General features: G+C 70.3%; 14 protein-coding genes. 7 read left to right on the top strand and 7 right to left on the bottom strand.

Going from position 1 to position 16,334, the window contains the following annotated elements; translation table 11 throughout:
- Positions 1-2 precede the first annotated feature (2 nt).
- The gene (locus HS104_31530) at positions 3-1,322 is read right to left on the bottom strand and encodes a membrane dipeptidase (protein ID MBE7484487.1); all 1,320 of its coding nucleotides are present in this window, start codon (positions 1,320-1,322) and stop codon (positions 3-5) included.
- Positions 1,323-1,337: 15 nt separating this feature from the next.
- Positions 1,338-1,610 carry a TMEM165/GDT1 family protein gene (locus HS104_31525; GenBank protein ID MBE7484486.1) on the bottom strand — a complete coding sequence of 91 codons (273 nt, stop codon included), beginning with the start codon at positions 1,608-1,610 and terminating at the stop codon, positions 1,338-1,340.
- Positions 1,611-1,676: 66 nt separating this feature from the next.
- Between HS104_31525 and HS104_31520 the strand changes: the two genes are divergently transcribed.
- Positions 1,677-2,393: a hypothetical protein gene (locus HS104_31520; GenBank protein ID MBE7484485.1), complete on the top strand. Its 717-nt coding sequence runs from the start codon at positions 1,677-1,679 to the stop codon at positions 2,391-2,393.
- A gap of 289 nt (positions 2,394-2,682) precedes the next feature.
- Here the strand turns inward: HS104_31520 and HS104_31515 are convergent, their stop codons facing one another.
- Genes HS104_31515 through HS104_31505 form a run of 3 tightly spaced genes read right to left on the bottom strand, consistent with a single transcriptional unit; the run spans position 2,683 to position 5,901 of the window.
- On the bottom strand, positions 2,683-4,209 hold the full coding sequence (locus HS104_31515) for a hypothetical protein (GenBank protein MBE7484484.1): 1,527 nt from the start codon (positions 4,207-4,209) through the stop codon (positions 2,683-2,685).
- Positions 4,206-5,249 (bottom strand): hypothetical protein, encoded by a 1,044-nt coding sequence (locus HS104_31510; protein MBE7484483.1) that lies wholly within the window; start codon positions 5,247-5,249, stop codon positions 4,206-4,208. The genes HS104_31515 and HS104_31510 overlap by 4 nt, the downstream gene beginning before the upstream one ends.
- 13 nt (positions 5,250-5,262) lie before the next feature.
- Positions 5,263-5,901, bottom strand: a complete 639-nt coding sequence (locus tag HS104_31505) for a pyridoxamine 5'-phosphate oxidase family protein (protein MBE7484482.1) — start codon at positions 5,899-5,901, stop codon at positions 5,263-5,265.
- A 126-nt stretch (positions 5,902-6,027) separates the two neighbouring features.
- Between HS104_31505 and HS104_31500 the strand changes: the two genes are divergently transcribed.
- The 3 genes from HS104_31500 to HS104_31490 are packed head-to-tail and all read left to right on the top strand — an operon-like array spanning position 6,028 to position 9,054.
- Positions 6,028-6,996 carry a discoidin domain-containing protein gene (locus HS104_31500; protein ID MBE7484481.1) on the top strand — a complete coding sequence of 323 codons (969 nt, stop codon included), beginning with the start codon at positions 6,028-6,030 and terminating at the stop codon, positions 6,994-6,996.
- Positions 6,996-7,520: a DUF615 domain-containing protein gene (locus HS104_31495; protein ID MBE7484480.1), complete on the top strand. Its 525-nt coding sequence runs from the start codon at positions 6,996-6,998 to the stop codon at positions 7,518-7,520. The genes HS104_31500 and HS104_31495 overlap by 1 nt, the downstream gene beginning before the upstream one ends.
- Positions 7,521-7,569: 49 nt before the next feature.
- Entirely contained in the window at positions 7,570-9,054 is a 1,485-nt protein-coding gene (locus tag HS104_31490; protein ID MBE7484479.1) for a serine/threonine-protein kinase, read from the top strand.
- Between the two features lie 9 nt (positions 9,055-9,063).
- Here HS104_31490 and HS104_31485 read toward each other — a convergent pair whose 3' ends face one another.
- Positions 9,064-10,431: a short-chain fatty acid transporter gene (locus HS104_31485; GenBank protein MBE7484478.1), complete on the bottom strand. Its 1,368-nt coding sequence runs from the start codon at positions 10,429-10,431 to the stop codon at positions 9,064-9,066.
- Positions 10,432-10,607: 176 nt separating this feature from the next.
- On the opposite strand from HS104_31485, the gene HS104_31480 reads away from it, so the two are divergent.
- Positions 10,608-12,917, top strand: coding sequence for a glycosyltransferase family 39 protein (locus tag HS104_31480; protein ID MBE7484477.1), 2,310 nt, complete (start codon positions 10,608-10,610; stop codon positions 12,915-12,917).
- 7 nt (positions 12,918-12,924) lie between these two features.
- On the opposite strand, the gene HS104_31475 is transcribed toward HS104_31480, so the two are convergent.
- Positions 12,925-14,229: a hypothetical protein gene (locus HS104_31475; GenBank protein MBE7484476.1), complete on the bottom strand. Its 1,305-nt coding sequence runs from the start codon at positions 14,227-14,229 to the stop codon at positions 12,925-12,927.
- Here HS104_31475 and HS104_31470 point away from each other — a divergent pair.
- Both HS104_31470 and HS104_31465 read left to right on the top strand, forming a co-directional pair.
- A complete protein-coding gene (locus tag HS104_31470; protein MBE7484475.1) occupies positions 14,228-15,667 on the top strand; it encodes a methyltransferase domain-containing protein in 1,440 nt (479 codons plus the stop codon). The two genes, HS104_31475 and HS104_31470, sit on opposite strands and share 2 nt — an antisense overlap.
- Positions 15,668-15,681: 14 nt before the next feature.
- Positions 15,682-16,311 (top strand): class I SAM-dependent methyltransferase, encoded by a 630-nt coding sequence (locus HS104_31465; protein ID MBE7484474.1) that lies wholly within the window; start codon positions 15,682-15,684, stop codon positions 16,309-16,311.
- Positions 16,312-16,334: the final 23 nt, after the last annotated feature.

Below are 16,334 nucleotides of genomic sequence, written 5' to 3'. Positions count from 1 at the left end.
GCTCACTTGGCGGCGGCGGCGAAGCGCTCCGCCGCTTCCCACACGCGCAGCACGTTGCCCGAGCAGATCTTCTCGATCTCGGCCTCGCTGTAGCCGCGCTCGAGCAGCACCCGGATTAGGCCAGGGTACTCCGACACGTCCTTGAGCCCGACCGGCAGCGAGTCTCCCACGCCGTCGAAGTCGCTGCCGAGCCCGACGTGGTCCACGCCCACGAGCTTCTTCACGTGATCGACGTGGTCGGCGACCTGGGCCACGCTGGCGAAGCTCGGCGGGTGATCCTTCTCGAACTGTTCGAGCAGCGGCTTGGCCTTTGGATCGTTCGACTCGAGCTTGTGCTTCTTCAAGAGCGCGGCCCGCTGCCTCCAGCGCTGGCTCTCCTGCTTCTGGATGGTGCCGTCGATGAAGCCCGAGCCGAAGTTGATCTGGATGACGCCGCCCTGCTTGGCCAGCTCCTGGATCATCTCGTCGCCCATGTTGCGCGCCCAGCCCGGCGTGAAGTGACGGCAGGACGAGTGCGAGGCGATCACCGGCACCTTGCTCACCTTCATCACGTCCCAGAAGGCATCGTCGGAGAGGTGCGAGACGTCCACCAGGATGCCCAAGCGATTCATCTCGGCGACGACCTTCTCGCCGAACGGGCTCAGACCCTTGTGGGTGTGGCGCTCGTCGTAGGAAGAGTCGGAGAGGTGGTTGTCCTTCGAGTGCGCCAGCGTGATGTAGCGCACGCCGCGCTCGTAGAAGTGCCGGACGTTGTCGAGCTTCTTCTCGATGGGCGAGCCGTTCTCCATGCCGAGCAGGAGCGAGAGCTTGCCGTCCTGGGCGTTCTTGCGAACCTCGGCCGTGGATCGCGCGATCCGGAACTTGTCCGGGGACCTCGCGGCGATGCCCTCGACCAGATCGATCAGCTGGTCGGCCAGCTTCTTCGCCCCACGGGCCTCGAGCTTGGCCGGCACGTAGATGCTCATGAAGGGTGCGTCGAGACCGCCGGCCCGCGCGCGCGGGAAGTCGAAGTCGCCCTTCTCGGTACGCTCTGAGACGTCCTCGGTGAGCTTGCCGGCCTTGTCCCGGCTCGACCACAAGCGGTGCGGCACGTCGATGTGGCCGTCGATGATGATGAAGCGGTCAGCCAGCTCCTTGGCCTTGGCCCCGAGGTCGACGGGCGCGGGCGGGGCTGGCTCGGCGGAGGCCGGGGCTGCCGGCGGGGCACTCGCGCTCCCCGCGGTTGGCGGCGCCGAGGGCGGTGAGGCGTCACCGGCGCGCGGCGCGCTCTGCGCGCAGGCGACTCCGAGCAGGCCGAGATAGAGCCACGCGCGAGCGCTCACCCGCGGAGCTTAGGCCTAGGCCTTGACCAGGGTCCAGAGCCCGACCGCGATGAAGCCGATGCCCGCGACCCAGTGCAGCGTCTTCTCCGAGACGTAGCGCGAGATCACCGCGCCCCCCGCCACGCCGATGGCCGAGGTCAGCACCAGCGCCAGCGCCGCCGCCGCGAACACGGTCCACTTGGAGATCTTGGCGTCCGAGGCGTAGAGCAGCGTCGCGAGCTGGGTTTTGTCGCCGAGCTCGGCCAGAAACACGGTGGTGAAGACCGTGGCGAAGAGCTTGGGATCCATGGCCCCTCCTAGCAGATCCGGGGCCCCCCTTGGGCTCCTCGGGGTGGGTGATTACGATGAGCGCCGATGCTCGACCGCGGCTCTCTCACCATCGCCCGCCTGCGTGGGATCCCGATCCGGCTGCACTGGACGGTCCCGCTCGGCGCCCTGGTCTTCAGCGGCTTCCGCTTCGCGCCCGGCTTCTGGACCGGCTTCCTGCTCCTGGTGCTGATCCACGAGCTGGGTCACGCCGCGCTGGTCCGGGCCTTCCGGCTGCGCGTCGAGGGCATCGACATCACCGGCTTCGGCGGGCTCTGCCACTGGTCGGGCCGGGCCACCGCCGCCGAGCGTGGCGCCATCGCCTGGGGCGGCGTCCTGGCGCAGGCCCTGCTGCTCGGCGGCACCTTCGCCGCGCTGGCTCTGCTCGGCAGGCCGCGGACGCCGTTCGTCGCCGAGCTGGTCAGCGTGTTCACGACCACCAACCTCTGGCTGATCGGGCTCAACCTGCTGCCGGTGCCGCCCCTCGACGGCTACGAGGCCTGGAAGCTCGTCGGCACGCTGGCGCGGGGCGGGCGCCTGTCGCGCCGGAAGCCCGGCGCGGAGCGCGTGGACGCGGTGGCGTGGCAACCGCCGCCGACCTGGTCGGGCTGGCGCGCCGCCGGCAAGAAGCCGCCGTCGACGCCGCCGCCGCCCCGCGGCGCAGCGCCCACCAAGCCCGGCAAGGCGAGCCCGGAGGCGCTGGCGGAGCTGGCGCGCATGCTGGAGAAGGTCGGCGAAGAGGCCAAGAAGGCCCGGCGCAACTGACTCGACTCCTGCCGTCGTGGTCAGCTCATCCGTTGGGCAGCAGGAGAAATGCGCCACGGACGCCACGAACGCCACGGGCGCCACGATTCTTTGTTTTGCGGACCTGAAGAGGATCTTCCGAGCTGGAGGTCCTGCTCAGGCCGGATGACGTGCTGGGATCAGCGCTCGGGGGAACGGGAGCATCACTCTGGGCGAAGCGCTCTCGGGTTTGACACCCAAATATTCTTCTTCTTCTTTCGTGGCGGTCGTGGCGCCGTGGCGGTCGTGGCGCAAATTCTCCGGCGCGCTGCTACTTCTTCACCTCGCCGGTCGCCAGATCCACCGCGATCTCGCGGACGACCTTGGGCGCGTAGCAGAGCACGGCGGGCTGGCTGCCCTTGACCTTGTCGCGCACCAGCTTCTCGATCTTCTTTCCCATGGCGAGGGTGGGTACGAAGGCGCCGAAGTAGCGCTTGCCGTTGTCCTCGGTCTCGGCGAAGCGCGCGCTGGCGAGGTCGGTGTGCCCTTTCAGCGCCTGACGCGTGAGCGGGAAGTCGTAGTCCTTCGGCGTCACCTTGGTGATGCCGTACATGAGCACGAAGATCTGTTTGCAGCCTTCGGTAGCGGGCTTGGGGATGCGCACGCTGCCGGGGAACTGCTGGTCGTAGTCCCACTTCACGATCTGCGCTTCGCTCTTCGGCGGCGTGGTGCGGTAGAGCGCCTTGTCCGCGGCCAGCCACACGACGCCGTCCCCTGCCGCGTGGACGCTGGTCGGGAGCTTCACGCCCTCCGGCAGGGTCACTTTCTCCCAGCTGCCCTTCGGCGCGCGCTTCCACACCGCGCCGCGGGGCTGCTTCAGGTCGGAGGTCAGGCTGGTGACCAGCCAGAGCGTGCCGTCGGGGCCGTAGGAGGCCGAGATCACCGGCATGTCGAAGCTGTTCGGGACGACCTCGAAGCGCTGTCCATCGAAGTGCGCGGTGGTGGCCTTGTTCCAGGCGTCACCGATGATCCAGACGTCGTTCGCCGCGCGCGGCAGCACGTAGACCTCGTTGTAGGGGTCCACGCCTTCCAGGCGCTCCACCCGACCGCGGGTCTCGCCCGCAGGCCACCACTCCACGGCCAGCTTCTCGTCGTCGCAGGTGGCGCCGACCACGAAGACCTCGCCGCTCGGCAGCGCCGCGAAGCCCGAGGCCTTGACCAGCGTGCCGCATGCGGCCTTCGTGGGGACTGGCAGCTTCGCGCCCGTGCCGGGACTCACCAGCTTGAAGCGCACCGGCTCCTTGGTGTCGTAGGGCATCACGTTGAACAGCATCGCGAGCAGCCCGCCGGACCAGGGCGACACGTCGGCGTAGATCCAGCGCTGGCCGAGATCGGCGCCGGTGACGACCCAGCGCTGGCCGTTCCACTTGCGGATGCCGCCCCAGCCGACCCGACCGTTGGACAGCGTGATGGCGACGAAGGCGTCGTCGGGCCACTTGCCGAACAGCCCGCGGACACCGATGAAGCCCTCCAGGCCCTTGCCGTAGCGCTCGTCCTCGACGATTCGGTCGCCCTCGACCGCCGCGAGGAAGATCGGGCCGCCGCGCACGAACAGCTTGTCCCCCAACGGCAGGAGCTCGAGCTCCGCCTCGGTCTTCGCCACCAGGTGGAACTCGCTCGGGGCCTTCGCCGCCGCCTCCCCCTCGACCGGCGCGGCGGGCGCGCTGACGCTCGCGCTCGCTGCGGGCGGGCTCGGTGCGGGCGCAGGCACGGGCGCGGGGGCGGCGGGCTCGGGAGGCGGGTTGCCTCCGCAGGCTGTCACGCCAATCACGAGGAAGATCGATTTCCATTGGGTCATGGTTTCTCCTGCGGCACGGCCACGATGCCTTCTGCCAATGTGACTTCGCTCTCCACCACGGCGCTCTCTTCACCGGCCCCGGCCGGGTGCTCGACCCGCTGGTAGGCGACGCGCCAGGCCAACGGAAAGTCGCCGGCCACCGGTGGAAGGTCGAGCTCGACGCGCGCTCGCGGCGCGAGACGATCGTCGCGTACCACCCGGCGCGGCAGCCCCCGCTTGCCGATCGGCCGGTAGTGCCGTGTCAGGTAGCGCACCGAACGCGCGACGCTCGCGTAGTCGTCGCCCACCGCCTCCACCGAGATCTCCAGACGGCGGAACAAGTCTCCGGTGGGGAAGGCGTGCCCCACCCCGCTGCTCTCGAGCACGAGGGCGAGCCGCGTGGGTGACGGGCGCGTGACGCGCACGACCAGCGCCTCGCGCAGGGCCTGCTCGGAGCGACGCGCGAAACCATGGTGCCGCCGCCCGCCGGTCGCCGGCATGTGGCAGCTCGCGCACGCGAGCTTCGCGTAGCGGCTCCTCTGGTGCTCGCTCAGCGTGGACTGCATCAGCTCCGGCTCGGAGCGAAGCGCCGCGTCCGGGAACGGGAACTCGTGGCAGGCCGCGCAGGCGGCGGGCGACCCGAAGCGCGCGTCGCGGACCAGCGCGTGGGGCGCGCGCTCGGCGTGCCCGCCCGAGCGCGGCGCTGCCAGCACGGCTTCCCCGCTCAGGTGGCAGGTCACGCAGGCGACGCCCAGCTCGGAGAGGGCGGCCGGCGCAGCGCCGCCGGGATCCGCCTCCGGCGCGTGACAGCTCCGGCACATGGCCAGCGGCTCCCGCGCGAGCGCGCGGCGATAGGCGGGGTTCAGATCGGCGCGCTGGTGAGGCGAGCCTCGCCACTCTCGGGCCACGTCCGCGTGGCAGCGGACGCACTCGCGGTTGCGTTCGGCCATGCTGAGACCTCGGGCCTGCCCAGGCCGGGGCATGAGCACGGGTCTCGACGGCGGAGTGCCGGCGCAGTCGAGCAAGGGCAGCGCGGCGAGCACGACGGCGAGGCGACGCACGCGGGCGACAGTATCACCGACGCGCCGGCGGCGGGGCCGCGCCGCTCCGCAGGCGCGGGTCGGGCTCGGGCGTGCCGGCGACGAGGCGGAGTGGGACCACGCCGGCCCAGCACGGCAGGTCGTAGTCCGACTCCAGATCGACCGGCGGGCCAACGCGCGTCTTCGCCGACGCCTCGTCGATGGCGAAGGCCACGACCCGCGTGGCGGAGAGCTCCGCCTCGCTCGGCGGCCTCACCGCTGCCGCGCGCCCCGGCACCACGTGGTCCACCAGGGCGGCGAGAGCCCGGAGCTTCTCCGTCCGCTCGCCGACCTCGCGCCCCTGGGCCAAGAGCACCACCGAGCGGTAGTTCATCGAGTGGTGCATGGCGGAGCGGCCGAGCACCAAGCCGTCCAGGAGCGTCACGGTCAGGCAAGCCGGCGCGCCGCTCGCGAGCGTCTCCAGCATGCGGCTCTGCCGAGCCCCGTGGACGTAGAGCGTGTCTTCGACACGCACGTGGGCGGTCGGCAAGACGAATGGCTGCCCGTCGTGCACGAAGGCCACGTGGCAGACCAGGCCTTCGTCGAGGATGGCGTGGATGACGGCGCGCTCGAAGGAGCCTCGCTCGCGCCGGCGGCGCAGGGTGGTGCGGGGGGTGGGCAGGACGGAGCTCATTGACGGCTCATGGATGCCTCGCTACTGGACCGGATGGAAGCCTGAACGAGCGCGAGCTCGGCGAGGCGGTGCGCCGGCTTCGGGTTGCTAGGCCTCGGAGGCTTCGATAACTTCGCGAGCCCCGCCGTGAAACGCTTCCTCCGCGAGCTCTTGTCCGAGCGCTTCCTGCTGCGCCGCGCCGAGCGCCGCGCCTCCGGCTGCTCCATCGACCAGCGAGGCAAGATGCGCTTTCTGCTCGCTGCCGCGCGCGCGCGCCAACGCGCCGCGGCGGGGCTGCGCGGGCCGGAGGAGAGAGCACCGGCGTTTCGCCTGCTGGCGGAGGCGTTCGCGATCCTGATGACCGCCCATGCGACGGCCCGCGGCGAGTCGGACGGCGAACGCACAATGCCGGCGGAGGAAGCCTGGGAGAAGCTCGCGGCACTCGCAGAAGCGCTCGGCACCCCGCCCGAGCACGCGGGTCTCGCGGCGTTCCTGAAGAGCACCGAGGTCCTCGACGCGGACCGGCTGACGGCGCGCGAAGCCCTCGCCCTGCGCCCCGCGCTCGAGGGCCTGCTCGGCTGGCTGGAAGCCGGGCTCGAGGTGCGAACGGTGCGGCGCATCCGCGTCTACCGCGTGCTGCGGCTGGTCGGCGTCGCGTCCGCGGGCCTCACGCTGCTGGTCGCCACGCTGGCCTGGGCGCTGGCTCCGGCGAACCTCGCCTACGAGAAGCCCGTGCGCTCGAGCAGCATCTTCCCTCGCACGCCCGACCCTGGCGGCGCGACGGACGGCGTGCGCGGGCGTGGCTTCGGCGTCCACACCGTCTTCGAGCACCGGCCCTGGGTCGAGATCGACCTGGGCGCCAGCCATTCGCTCTCGGAGGTCGTGGTCTACCACCGCAGCGACGGCTTCCAGGCCGAGTCGCTGCCGCTGACGCTGGAGCTCAGCGAGGACGGCAGCAACTACGTCGAGGTCGCGACACGCCGCGAGCTGTTCACGGCCAACGACCCTTGGCGGGCGAAGCTCGGTGGCAAGCGCGCCCGCTGGGTGCGGTTGATCGTCAGCAAGAAGGACAAGGGCTACATCGCCGTCAGCGAGATCGAGGTCTACGGGAAGTGATGTCCGACACGGACGACGATCCCGAGCTGGTCTCGCGCAGCGACAAGAAGCGCTCGCGCCGCGTGCGCGAGGACGCGCTGTCACGCTTGGCCAAGGAGCTGTTCGTGCTGAGCGACAAGACGCTCTGCCGTCTCGAGCTCGGCGAGCACCTGCTGGACGCCATCCGAGACGCGCAGGCGATGAAGAGCCCCCGCGCCCGCGAGCGGCAGCTGCGCGTGGTGCGCGGCATCCTGCGGGACGGCGAGTGGGGCGCCATCCGCGCTCGCCTCGACGACCTGCTCGTGCGCGGCAAGGCGCCCAGCCCCGGCGCCGAGCCGAGCGCCGCCGAGGGCAAGGAGCGAGAGTGGGTGGTGCGCCTGGTAGGCGAGGGCCCGCGAGCGCTCGACGCCTTGTGCGCGGAGCACCCCGCCGCCGACCGCCGGCACCTGCGGGACCTGATCCGCAACGCGGCGCGGGGGGCGCCGGAGGTCCGGAAACGCGCCGAAAGCAAGCTGGCGCAGGTGATCCGGCTGCTCCTGCGCTGACCCCGAGATAACCCGCAACCGAGCCGCCCCCGGTGCCGAACAGGGCGCCATGCAGCGCGGCCAACTGTGCAAGGGCTACGAGGTCTGGGGCAAGCTGGGCGAGGGCGGGATGAGCGAGGTCTGGCTGGCCCGCCACACCGAGCTGGCCATGCCGGTGGTCATCAAGACGCTGCGTGCTTTCCTGGCGGGCGCGACCGGCTCGGCGCACGACCGGGTCCGGGACGAAGCCCGGCTGATGGCCCGCGTCACTTCGTCCGGAGTTGTCCGCATTCTGGACTTCGGCGTGGACGAAGACCGGACCCCCTTCCTGGTCCAGGAACACGTGGATGGCATCGACCTCGGTGAGCTCGATCGCCGCCGCCGCAACGCGCTCCGCCGGCCCCTGCCCATCTGGGCCGTCGCCGAGCTGGTGGCGGAGGCAGCGGCCGCGCTCAAGGAGGTCCACCAGGGGGGCGTGGTTCACTGCGACGTCAAGCCGAGCAACCTGTTCTACTCCCCGCACGGCCGGCTGAAGGTCGGTGACTTCGGGGTCGCCACCGCTTCGGTCGCCGGCCGGAGTGGCGCGCCTGGTGGCACGCCCGGCTTCATGGCTCCCGAGCAAGAGCGGGGCGCGGGTGTCGACTTCCGCTCGGACGTCTACGCGCTCGGGGCGACGGCGTTCGCTCTGCGCTACGGCGCGGCTCCCTTCGCCGACGGGACCGGGGAGCGCCGCCGCGACGCGATGCTCCACATGCCGCCCGCGCGCTCTCCGGAGGAGGCCTACTTCCAGCACATCGTCGCGCGCATGATGTCGCCGCGACCGGACGCGCGCTTCGACGGCATGTTCACCGTCGAGCAGCTGTTCGCTCAGCTCGCGCGGGCCACCCGCCCCGCGCAGCCTGTCTCGGAGCTGGCGAAGACCGAGCTCCGCCTGGGCTCGACGCGCATCGTGCTGGAGGTCGGCGACATTTCGCTCGCCAAGGTCGACGGCATCGTGAGCAGCGCGAACTACGCCCTGCGCATGCGCGCCGGCGTCGGGGCCGCGTTGGTCGCCCGCGGTGGCGTGGAGATCGAACAGGAAGCGATGGAGAGCGGCGAACGGCCCCTCGGCGACTGCGTCGCCACCGGTCCGGGACGCCTCCACTGTCGCGGCGTGCTGCACGCCGTCGGCGCCTGGAACGAGGTCTCGTGCGTGGCGCGGGCGACGCAGCGCGCGCTGCTCGCGAGCGAAGAGCTCGGCTTCACCAGCCTGGCGCTGCCGGCCATCGGAACTGGGCAAGGCCGCGTGGGCATCGAGGGCTCGGCGGACGCCATGGTGAGCGCGCTGGCGCGTCACCTGACCCTGGGAGGCTCGAAGCTCCGCGAGGTCCGCTTCGTGCTCTGCGACGCCTCGACCCTTCAGCGCTTCCTGGACGTGGCGCGAAGCGTCCTGCTCGAAGGCCGTGACCCGGCCCGCGGTGACGACTCCGTGGACGCCCCGGTGGAGAACCTCGAGGCCGAGAGCGCGCCCACGCTGTTCGCGTCCAATGGCGGGCTCGTGGTCGGCACGGGCTGAGCGCGAGCGTCACCAGCCGACGTACAGCGCCAGCAAGAAGCCGACCTGGCCGACCAGCATGATCACCGCCGTGTAGCCGATGATGTCGCGAGCCTTCGCCCCCGTGATGGCCAGGAGCGGGAGCGCCCAGAACGGCTGGAGCATGTTCGTCCACTGGTCGCCGTAAGCGAGGGCCATCACCATGCGGGCCGGGCTCACCCCCGACTTCACGGCAGCCTCGATCACCACGGGCCCTTGCACCGCCCACTGCCCTCCGCCGCTCGGCACGAACAGGTTGACCAGCCCCGCGGAATAGAACGACACGGCGGGCAGCGCCTCGGGACCGACCCGCGCCATGGCGCCCGCAACTGCCGCCAAGAGCCCCGTGCCCTGCAGCATCCCCATGATGCCAGCGTAGAACGGGAACTGGAGGATGACGCCGGCGCAGCCCTCGGCGGCCTCCCCGATCGCGTTCGCGTACGACAGCGCCGAGCCGTGCAGCGCCAGGCCACCAAACAGGAACACGAAGTTCAAGAGGTTCGGATCGAGATTGGCGACGCCCTGCCGTTTCAGCAGGAGCACGCCCGTCGCGAGCCCGATCAGGGCGAACCCGAGCCCGACCAATCGAGAGCGCTCGAGCCGCGACGCGGGCGTGGGCTCGGGCGTGGGGCTCTCCACGAGCTCGCCCCGCGCCCGCTCTGGAGCGGCGACGCGCGCCTTGGGGTCCGAGGGCAGCATGCGCACGAGCGCGAGCGGCACGAGCACCAAGAGGACGGCGTTACCCAGGAGGTTGCCGAACGATCCGATGGTCTGCCCGAGTGGCATCGGGGCGACCTGGCTCGCCAGGGAGTCGCCCAGGATCTCCTTCAGATCCTTGGGCAGGGTGACCTTGAGCGGCGCCGAGCCGCTGAGACCCCCGTGCCAGACCATCAGGCCGCTGTAGCCCGCGGCCACCAGCAGCGGGTAGTGCACGAGCACGCCACGCTCTCGCGCGCGCTGCCCGACCTCGCGCGCCAACAGCGCGCCGCCGATCAGGCCGAGCCCCCAGTTGAAGTAGGCGAGCAGCATCGCGCCCAGCGCCACCACGACCACGGCGCGGGCCGGCGTGCGCCCTGCGGCGGCCACGAGGTCGAGCACCCGGCGCATGGGTGGGCTCGCGGCGAAGGCGTGACCGGTCACCAGGATGAGGCACATCTGCATGCCGAACGCGAGCAGGTTCCAGAACCCCTTGCCGCCGCCCTTCCCGTCCACCCAGGCGTAGAGCACGCCCGTGACGTCGAAGCGCGTAAACACGAGCGCAGCCACGAACGTCAGCAGCGTGAGCAGGAGCGCGAGCACGAACGGATCCGGCACGTAGCGCCGCGCCCACCCCGAGAGCACGTGGCCCAACCGCTCCAGCATGGCGCGCCGAGGTTAGCCCAGCTCGGCGGGGGCGTGCTCGTGGCGGCGACGCAATCCCTGCGGGACGCCCGCCCCGGGACAGCGCCGGCCTTCGTCGCCCGGGCGCACAGAATCCGCGCGAAAACTCCGGCCAACCAGTAGTACGCTCGCCGGCGCGCTCCGGCGAACCGAAGATGATGGAGGTCGAGCCCACCCCGATCGAGCCCGCTCTACCGGTGCCGCCGAAGTCGAGCCGGCTGCGGCGCTGGCTCGGGCGCGCGCGCGCGGCCTGCGCCAGCGAAGCGCCCGCCGTGGCTCACCCGCGCATCGAGCTCGTGGCGCGCCTGATCGCCGCGCTGGCGACGCTCTGGTTCGGTGCCGTCGCCGCTTGGGAGATGTTCGGGCCCGTGGCGGTCGGGCACTGGGCGAGCAACGCGGCGATCGGCCTCGGCGCCGAGAACATGTGGAAGTGGAAGATCATCGCGCCGGTGACGATGCACCTGAGCGATGCGCCCACGCCAGCGAGCTACTACTGCAATCACCCGTGGGGGATCTTCTGGACCACCGCGCTCTTGGTGAAGCTCGCCGGTCACCAGGACTTCGTCTGTCGCCTGCCCGCGGTCGTCTACAGCACGCTGTCGGTGCCACTGGTCTTCGCCGTGGGGCGGCACCTGTGGGGGCCGATCGCGGGGGCCGTCGCCTGCCTCGGCTTCGTGGTCACGCCCATCGCGTTGGCCTTCGCCAACTTCAACAGCCTCGAAGTTCCCGTCATGTTCGGCGCCCTCTGCGCGACGTGGGGTTACCTGCGCCTGACGAAGACCTGGCGCCGCCGCTGGCTCGTGGTCAGCGCGTTCGGCTTTCTCACCGCGCTGAACAGCGACTGGCAGGGCTACTTCTTCGCAGCCGTGGTGCTCGCCTTCGGGCTCCCGCGCGGCATCCTCTTCAACGGGCGCTGGTACCCGTCGGTCGATCGCAGGCGCTTCGCCCAGTGGTGGGCGCTGGGCGCGTCCATCGCGGTGGGCCTGATCCTGTTCTACCTCGCGATGTTCCAGCGCGCGGGTCAGCTGGGGAACCTGCTCACGCAGGGCATCCATCGCTCGGCGGGCAGCGACCTGTCGCTCGACGCGGTGCTCGTCGCGCGAGCGGACTGGATCGAGTGCTCCTTCACGCCCCTCGCCATCTTCATCGGCAAGGCGGCGTTGCCTCTGTTCGTCTTTCGCCTGCTCTTCCTGCGCAAGGATCAGGAGATCTTCCCGCTCGCGATGCTGGTCATGGCGGTGGTGCAGTACGTCGTGTTCAAGCAAGGCGCCGACATCCATTTCTTCTGGCCCCAGACCTTCGCGCTCTACTCGGCCTTCTCGCTGGGATTGTTCACCTGGACGATGGAGGCACTCTTGCGCCGGCTGGTGCAGCGCTTCCGGCGCACGGGATTGGTCTGGCCACCCGTCGTCGCGCTGCTCATCGGCGCGTGCGTGCCGGCGGCCATGTTCCCGGACGGGGTCGCGGGCCTGGTGCAGGCGCGCCGGACCGGAGGCCGCTACGACGAGCGAGGCGATCTGATCCACCAGGACGTGGACAAGATCAGCGTGCTCAAGTGGCTGCGCCCGCAGCTGGAGAGCGGGACGAGCGTCTCGCTCCACGACGGCATGAAGCCCACGTGGAGCATGGATTGGGCGCTCCGCCGGCCGATTCGCGTCGGCGGAGTGCCCAGCGGGCCTCAGGTCGGCGACGGGCAGTACTACGTGCTCGACACCCGCTTCGCCACCGCGACGGAGCTCGAGAAGCTGGCGCAGGGGTACGCCGTGCGGGCGGTCGGGCCCTTCTGGATCGCCGATCGCGGGCGCGGCAAGGCCCCGCTCGAGGGACTCTCGCTGGCCGCTCGACAACCCACGAAGCTCGAGTGGTACCTGAAGCAAGCCCACGATCCCATCTACACGGTCACGCCCGATCCGTTCGTGACCTGGGAGCTTCGGCACCACCTCGGACAGGAGCCGAACCCGCGGCCGGCTGCCGTACCCTCGAGCTTCGAGCAGCGCCGTATCGCGCACAACGCTGCCATCGCTGCGGGGGACGTGGCGCTTGCCGATCGCTTGCGCCAGGAGCTCGAGCAGGAGCTCGACAGGTCCGCCGCCTCCGATGTCGGCGACGGCGTGCGCCTGATCGGGACCCGAATGGAGCCCGGCGTCGGCGGGCAGTTCAGCGTGTATTTCCTGGCGCAAGGCCCCATCGCCCCCGAGGCGATGTTCAACATCGCCGCGGAGGTGACCGCTACCCGGCGCTGGACCCTGATCGGCAAGCCGACGCGCGTGCGAGCCACCGGCATGCCCTTCGAGATGCCGACGCCTCTCTGGAAGGCAGGGATGATCTACCGCTCGATGAGCGAGATCAGGCCGCGCCCCGGTACGGAGAAGCACGTCGGCTCCTGGGTGTCGCACCGAAGCTCGCCGCGCTACCCGGTCAAGCCCAGCGCGGGCGAGCTCACGGTGCTGACCACGAAGTGGTGAGCGAGCGTCACATCCAGAAGATGCCGCAGTGGCGCTCGGAGCCGCGATCTCCCACGTACGTGCACATGTCCGCCTGCCAGTAGCTCCAGGCGCTGAACGCCAGCCAGACCGCGAGCGCGATCGGTCTGTTGCCGAGCACTGTCGCCATCGAGAAGAAGACCGGCAGGGCGAGCAGCGTGTAGCGGTTCATCCCGGCATAAGCCAGACCGGCCGAGCCCATCAGCGAGACGCCCAGCGAGAACACGAGCAGACCCACCCAGAACCAGCGCTCGGGCCCGGTGAAGCGCCGGAGCGTGGCGGCGAGGCCCAGGCCCAGGAACAAGCCGGTGAAGACCATGAACAGGCCCTCGCGCGGGCCGAGCGAGAGGGCGCGATTGAAGGTCCGCGGCTCTGGCCAGACCGTCTGGAGCAAGGAGACGCCGTGCGAAAAGGCCTCGGCGTGCGAGTGGACGTACAAGAGCGGGTCCGCGTAGCGGAGCCAGAAGTACGCAAACACCGCGAGCTGTCCCCAGCCCGCCAGGAGGCCGATGAGCCCGCACTTGAGCCAGCGGCGCCACGGCGGCTCGGAGCCACCCGCGAGCGCGACCCCGACGAGCCCGACGCACAAGGCGAGACCCACCGTGCTCCCGGTGACTCGGAACGTCCCGGCCGCGCCTGCCACCAGCGCGGCAAGCACCAGCTGCTTTCGGCTGAAGAGCAGGAACGCGCCCAGGCCGCAGAGCAGCGTGACGGGCTCGGTCTGCACGGTGACCAGGGTGAAGCCCGTGGTGTAGGCGTTGAAGAGCAGGAGGGACAGGTAGGTCTGCCCGGTGCCCAGTCGTTCTCTGAGCGTGGGACCAGTCCACAGATACAAAAGCAGGAAGCTAGCCAGGAGGGAGACCGCGAAGAGCGCGTGATCGGCGGCCAGCCCCGCCTTGATGAGCGGAAGACCGAGCACCGAGTAACCCGGATAGAAGTGGAAGGCGCAACGCCCCATCAGCGCCTTGAGTGGCTTGCCGCGCAGGTCCTCGGGTGGGCACAGCGAGTAGCCTCTGATCGCAGTGCCGATGTAGTACTGAGAGTCCCAGCGTGACACGAGCATGCGGTTCCAGGAGCGCGGCGCGCCGGAGCCGAAGCCCGCGTCGGCCGGCTGGAACGCCGGCGCGTCGGCGGGAGCACGGTTGAACGGCAGCTTGAAGCGCTGACCGGCCGCGCCGATCAAACCGAGATGCGTCGCGAGCAGCGCGATCGCGACCAGGGCGCGAAGCGCCGGGTGCTCCAACCAGCCGAGCGCTCGCCGGCCGGCCGTTGCGACGCTTGGCTCTCCGGGCATGCCCGACGGAATCTACATCACGAAGACCCGGTGTCGGAATGGTGCTATAGGCGTCGTCGCGATGGCAGAAACGACCTTCCTCTTCAAGGAAGTGAACTACGCGATCGAGCAGAATATCGGCCGACCGCGCACGCTACTGGAGATCGGCACGGACGTCGGGCAGAGCAGCCAACGCGCGCGCAGCCGCGGCACTCGGACCGTGGGCCTGGAGATGATCAAGGACTCCCTTCCGCGTGCGAAGGACCTGATGGATGAGGCCCATTTCGCCGAGCTCGAGTCGGACGCCGCGTTGGAGCCGGTGAAGGGGAAGAGGTTCGACCTCGTCGTGCTCGAAGGCACGCTCGACCGCGTGCGCGACCCGGAAGCGCTCTTGCGCCGCGTCACTCCGCTCCTGGAAGACGGCGGGCACGTGCTCGCGTCGGTCGCGAACCGCAAGAACGGCTCGGCGGACGACTCGTTGACCGCCGCCGTGCGGCGCATCGAGGCCGCTGGGCTCGAAGTGATGCGCGTCGACGTGAACCCGTACATCATTCGCGCCGCGGCGATGCGCCTGGGCTGGTACGGCGATCCGCAGCACGCGGCCGACCTCAAAGCGACGCACACGATGCCGGGGCGTTTCACCTATGGACACGTGCTCCGTCCGATCGAGCGACTGATCGCCAAGAACGCGCCGGGGGCCCTCGCCGCGGAGCACGTCATCGTGGCGAGGCTCCCGCCCGAGCCGGGCCCGCTCACGCTGACCATCGGCATGCTCACGCTCAACGAGAAGGAGAGCGTCGAGCGAATGATCGACGACATCCGGCGCTACGCACCGGACGCGAAGATCCTACTCGTGGACAGCTCGAGCGACGAGACCCCGGAGCTCGCGCGCGCCAAAGGCGCTCGTGTGGTGCGCCAGCTTCCGCCCCGCGGTCATGGCCCCGCGATGGAGCGGCTGATGTACGAGGCGGCGAAGGAGAGCGAAGCACTCATCTACCTCGACTGCGACTTCACCTACCCGGCGGAGATGATCCCCAAGATCCGCGCCATGCTGGAGTCGGGTGTGGACCTGGTGAACGCCAGCCGCACGTCCACCTACCCCAAGGCGATGCCCGTCCCGAATTTCATGGCCAACCGCTTCTTCGCGGCCACGGCCCAGCTCGTCCACGGGGTTCCGACCACCGACGTCCACAGCGGGATGCGCGGTTACCGCCTGTCGATGGTGCGCGCCTTCGACTTCGACGGCGAAGGCGACGCAATCCCGCTCGATACGCTCATCCTCCCCGCGCGCTCCAACTACAAGGTGGTCGAGTTCCCCATCGACTACAACGAGCGGGTCGGCTTCTCCAAGCTGGCGAAGCTCAGGGGCACGGTGTGGACCTTCATTCGCATCGCCGGCGCCATCGGCCACGGCGACCGCGTCCGCCGGGGACGCCGCTACAGCGTGCAGGCTCGCTGAGAGATCCACGCGCCATGCCGTCGTTCGGAATGCTCTCGCCGTTTCGCTGGCACTTCGACGCCGTGTCCGCGCCACGAGCCGAGCGCATCGCGGCCGAGGTCGTGGAGCTCTTGCCACCCACGAACGCTTTGCTCGACGTCGGCTGCGGCGATGGCACGCTGGTCAAGCTCGTGGCCGCGCGCGCCGGCGTGAAGCGGTTCTCCGGCGTCGACGTCAAGCTCCAGCCTGGCCTGGACTTCGACGCCCGGGCGTACGACGGTCACCGGCTGCCCTTCGACGACGCGAGCTTCGACGCGGTCACCATCTCCGACGTTCTGCACCACGCCGACTCGCCGCTCGACGTGCTCGGGGAAGCGCTGCGGGTCACGCGGCGCGGCGGCGCGGTCATCGTCAAAGACCACTTTCGCTTCGGAGCCTGGTCGAACGGCGTGCTCCTGGCGATGGACTTGGTCGGCAACTACGCGCAGGGCATCCTGGTCACGGGCAACTACCTGTCGCCACCCGAGTGGATCGAGCTGGTGCGCAAGGCAGGCGGCAGCGTGGACAAGCTCACCTGGCCGTTTCGCGTACACTCGCTGCCCTTCCGGCTGATCACGCGGAGCGAGTACCAGTTCGTCGCGCGCGTCGTCCACGCTGGCGGCTGAGAACCGAGTTCCCGATTGACGAT

Source organism: Polyangiaceae bacterium, from assembly GCA_015075635.1.
Taxonomy (GTDB): Bacteria; Myxococcota_A; Polyangia; order Polyangiales; family Polyangiaceae; genus JADJKB01.
Note: the sequence above shows the minus strand (reverse complement) of the source record. Positions and strands in the feature narration are given on the sequence as shown.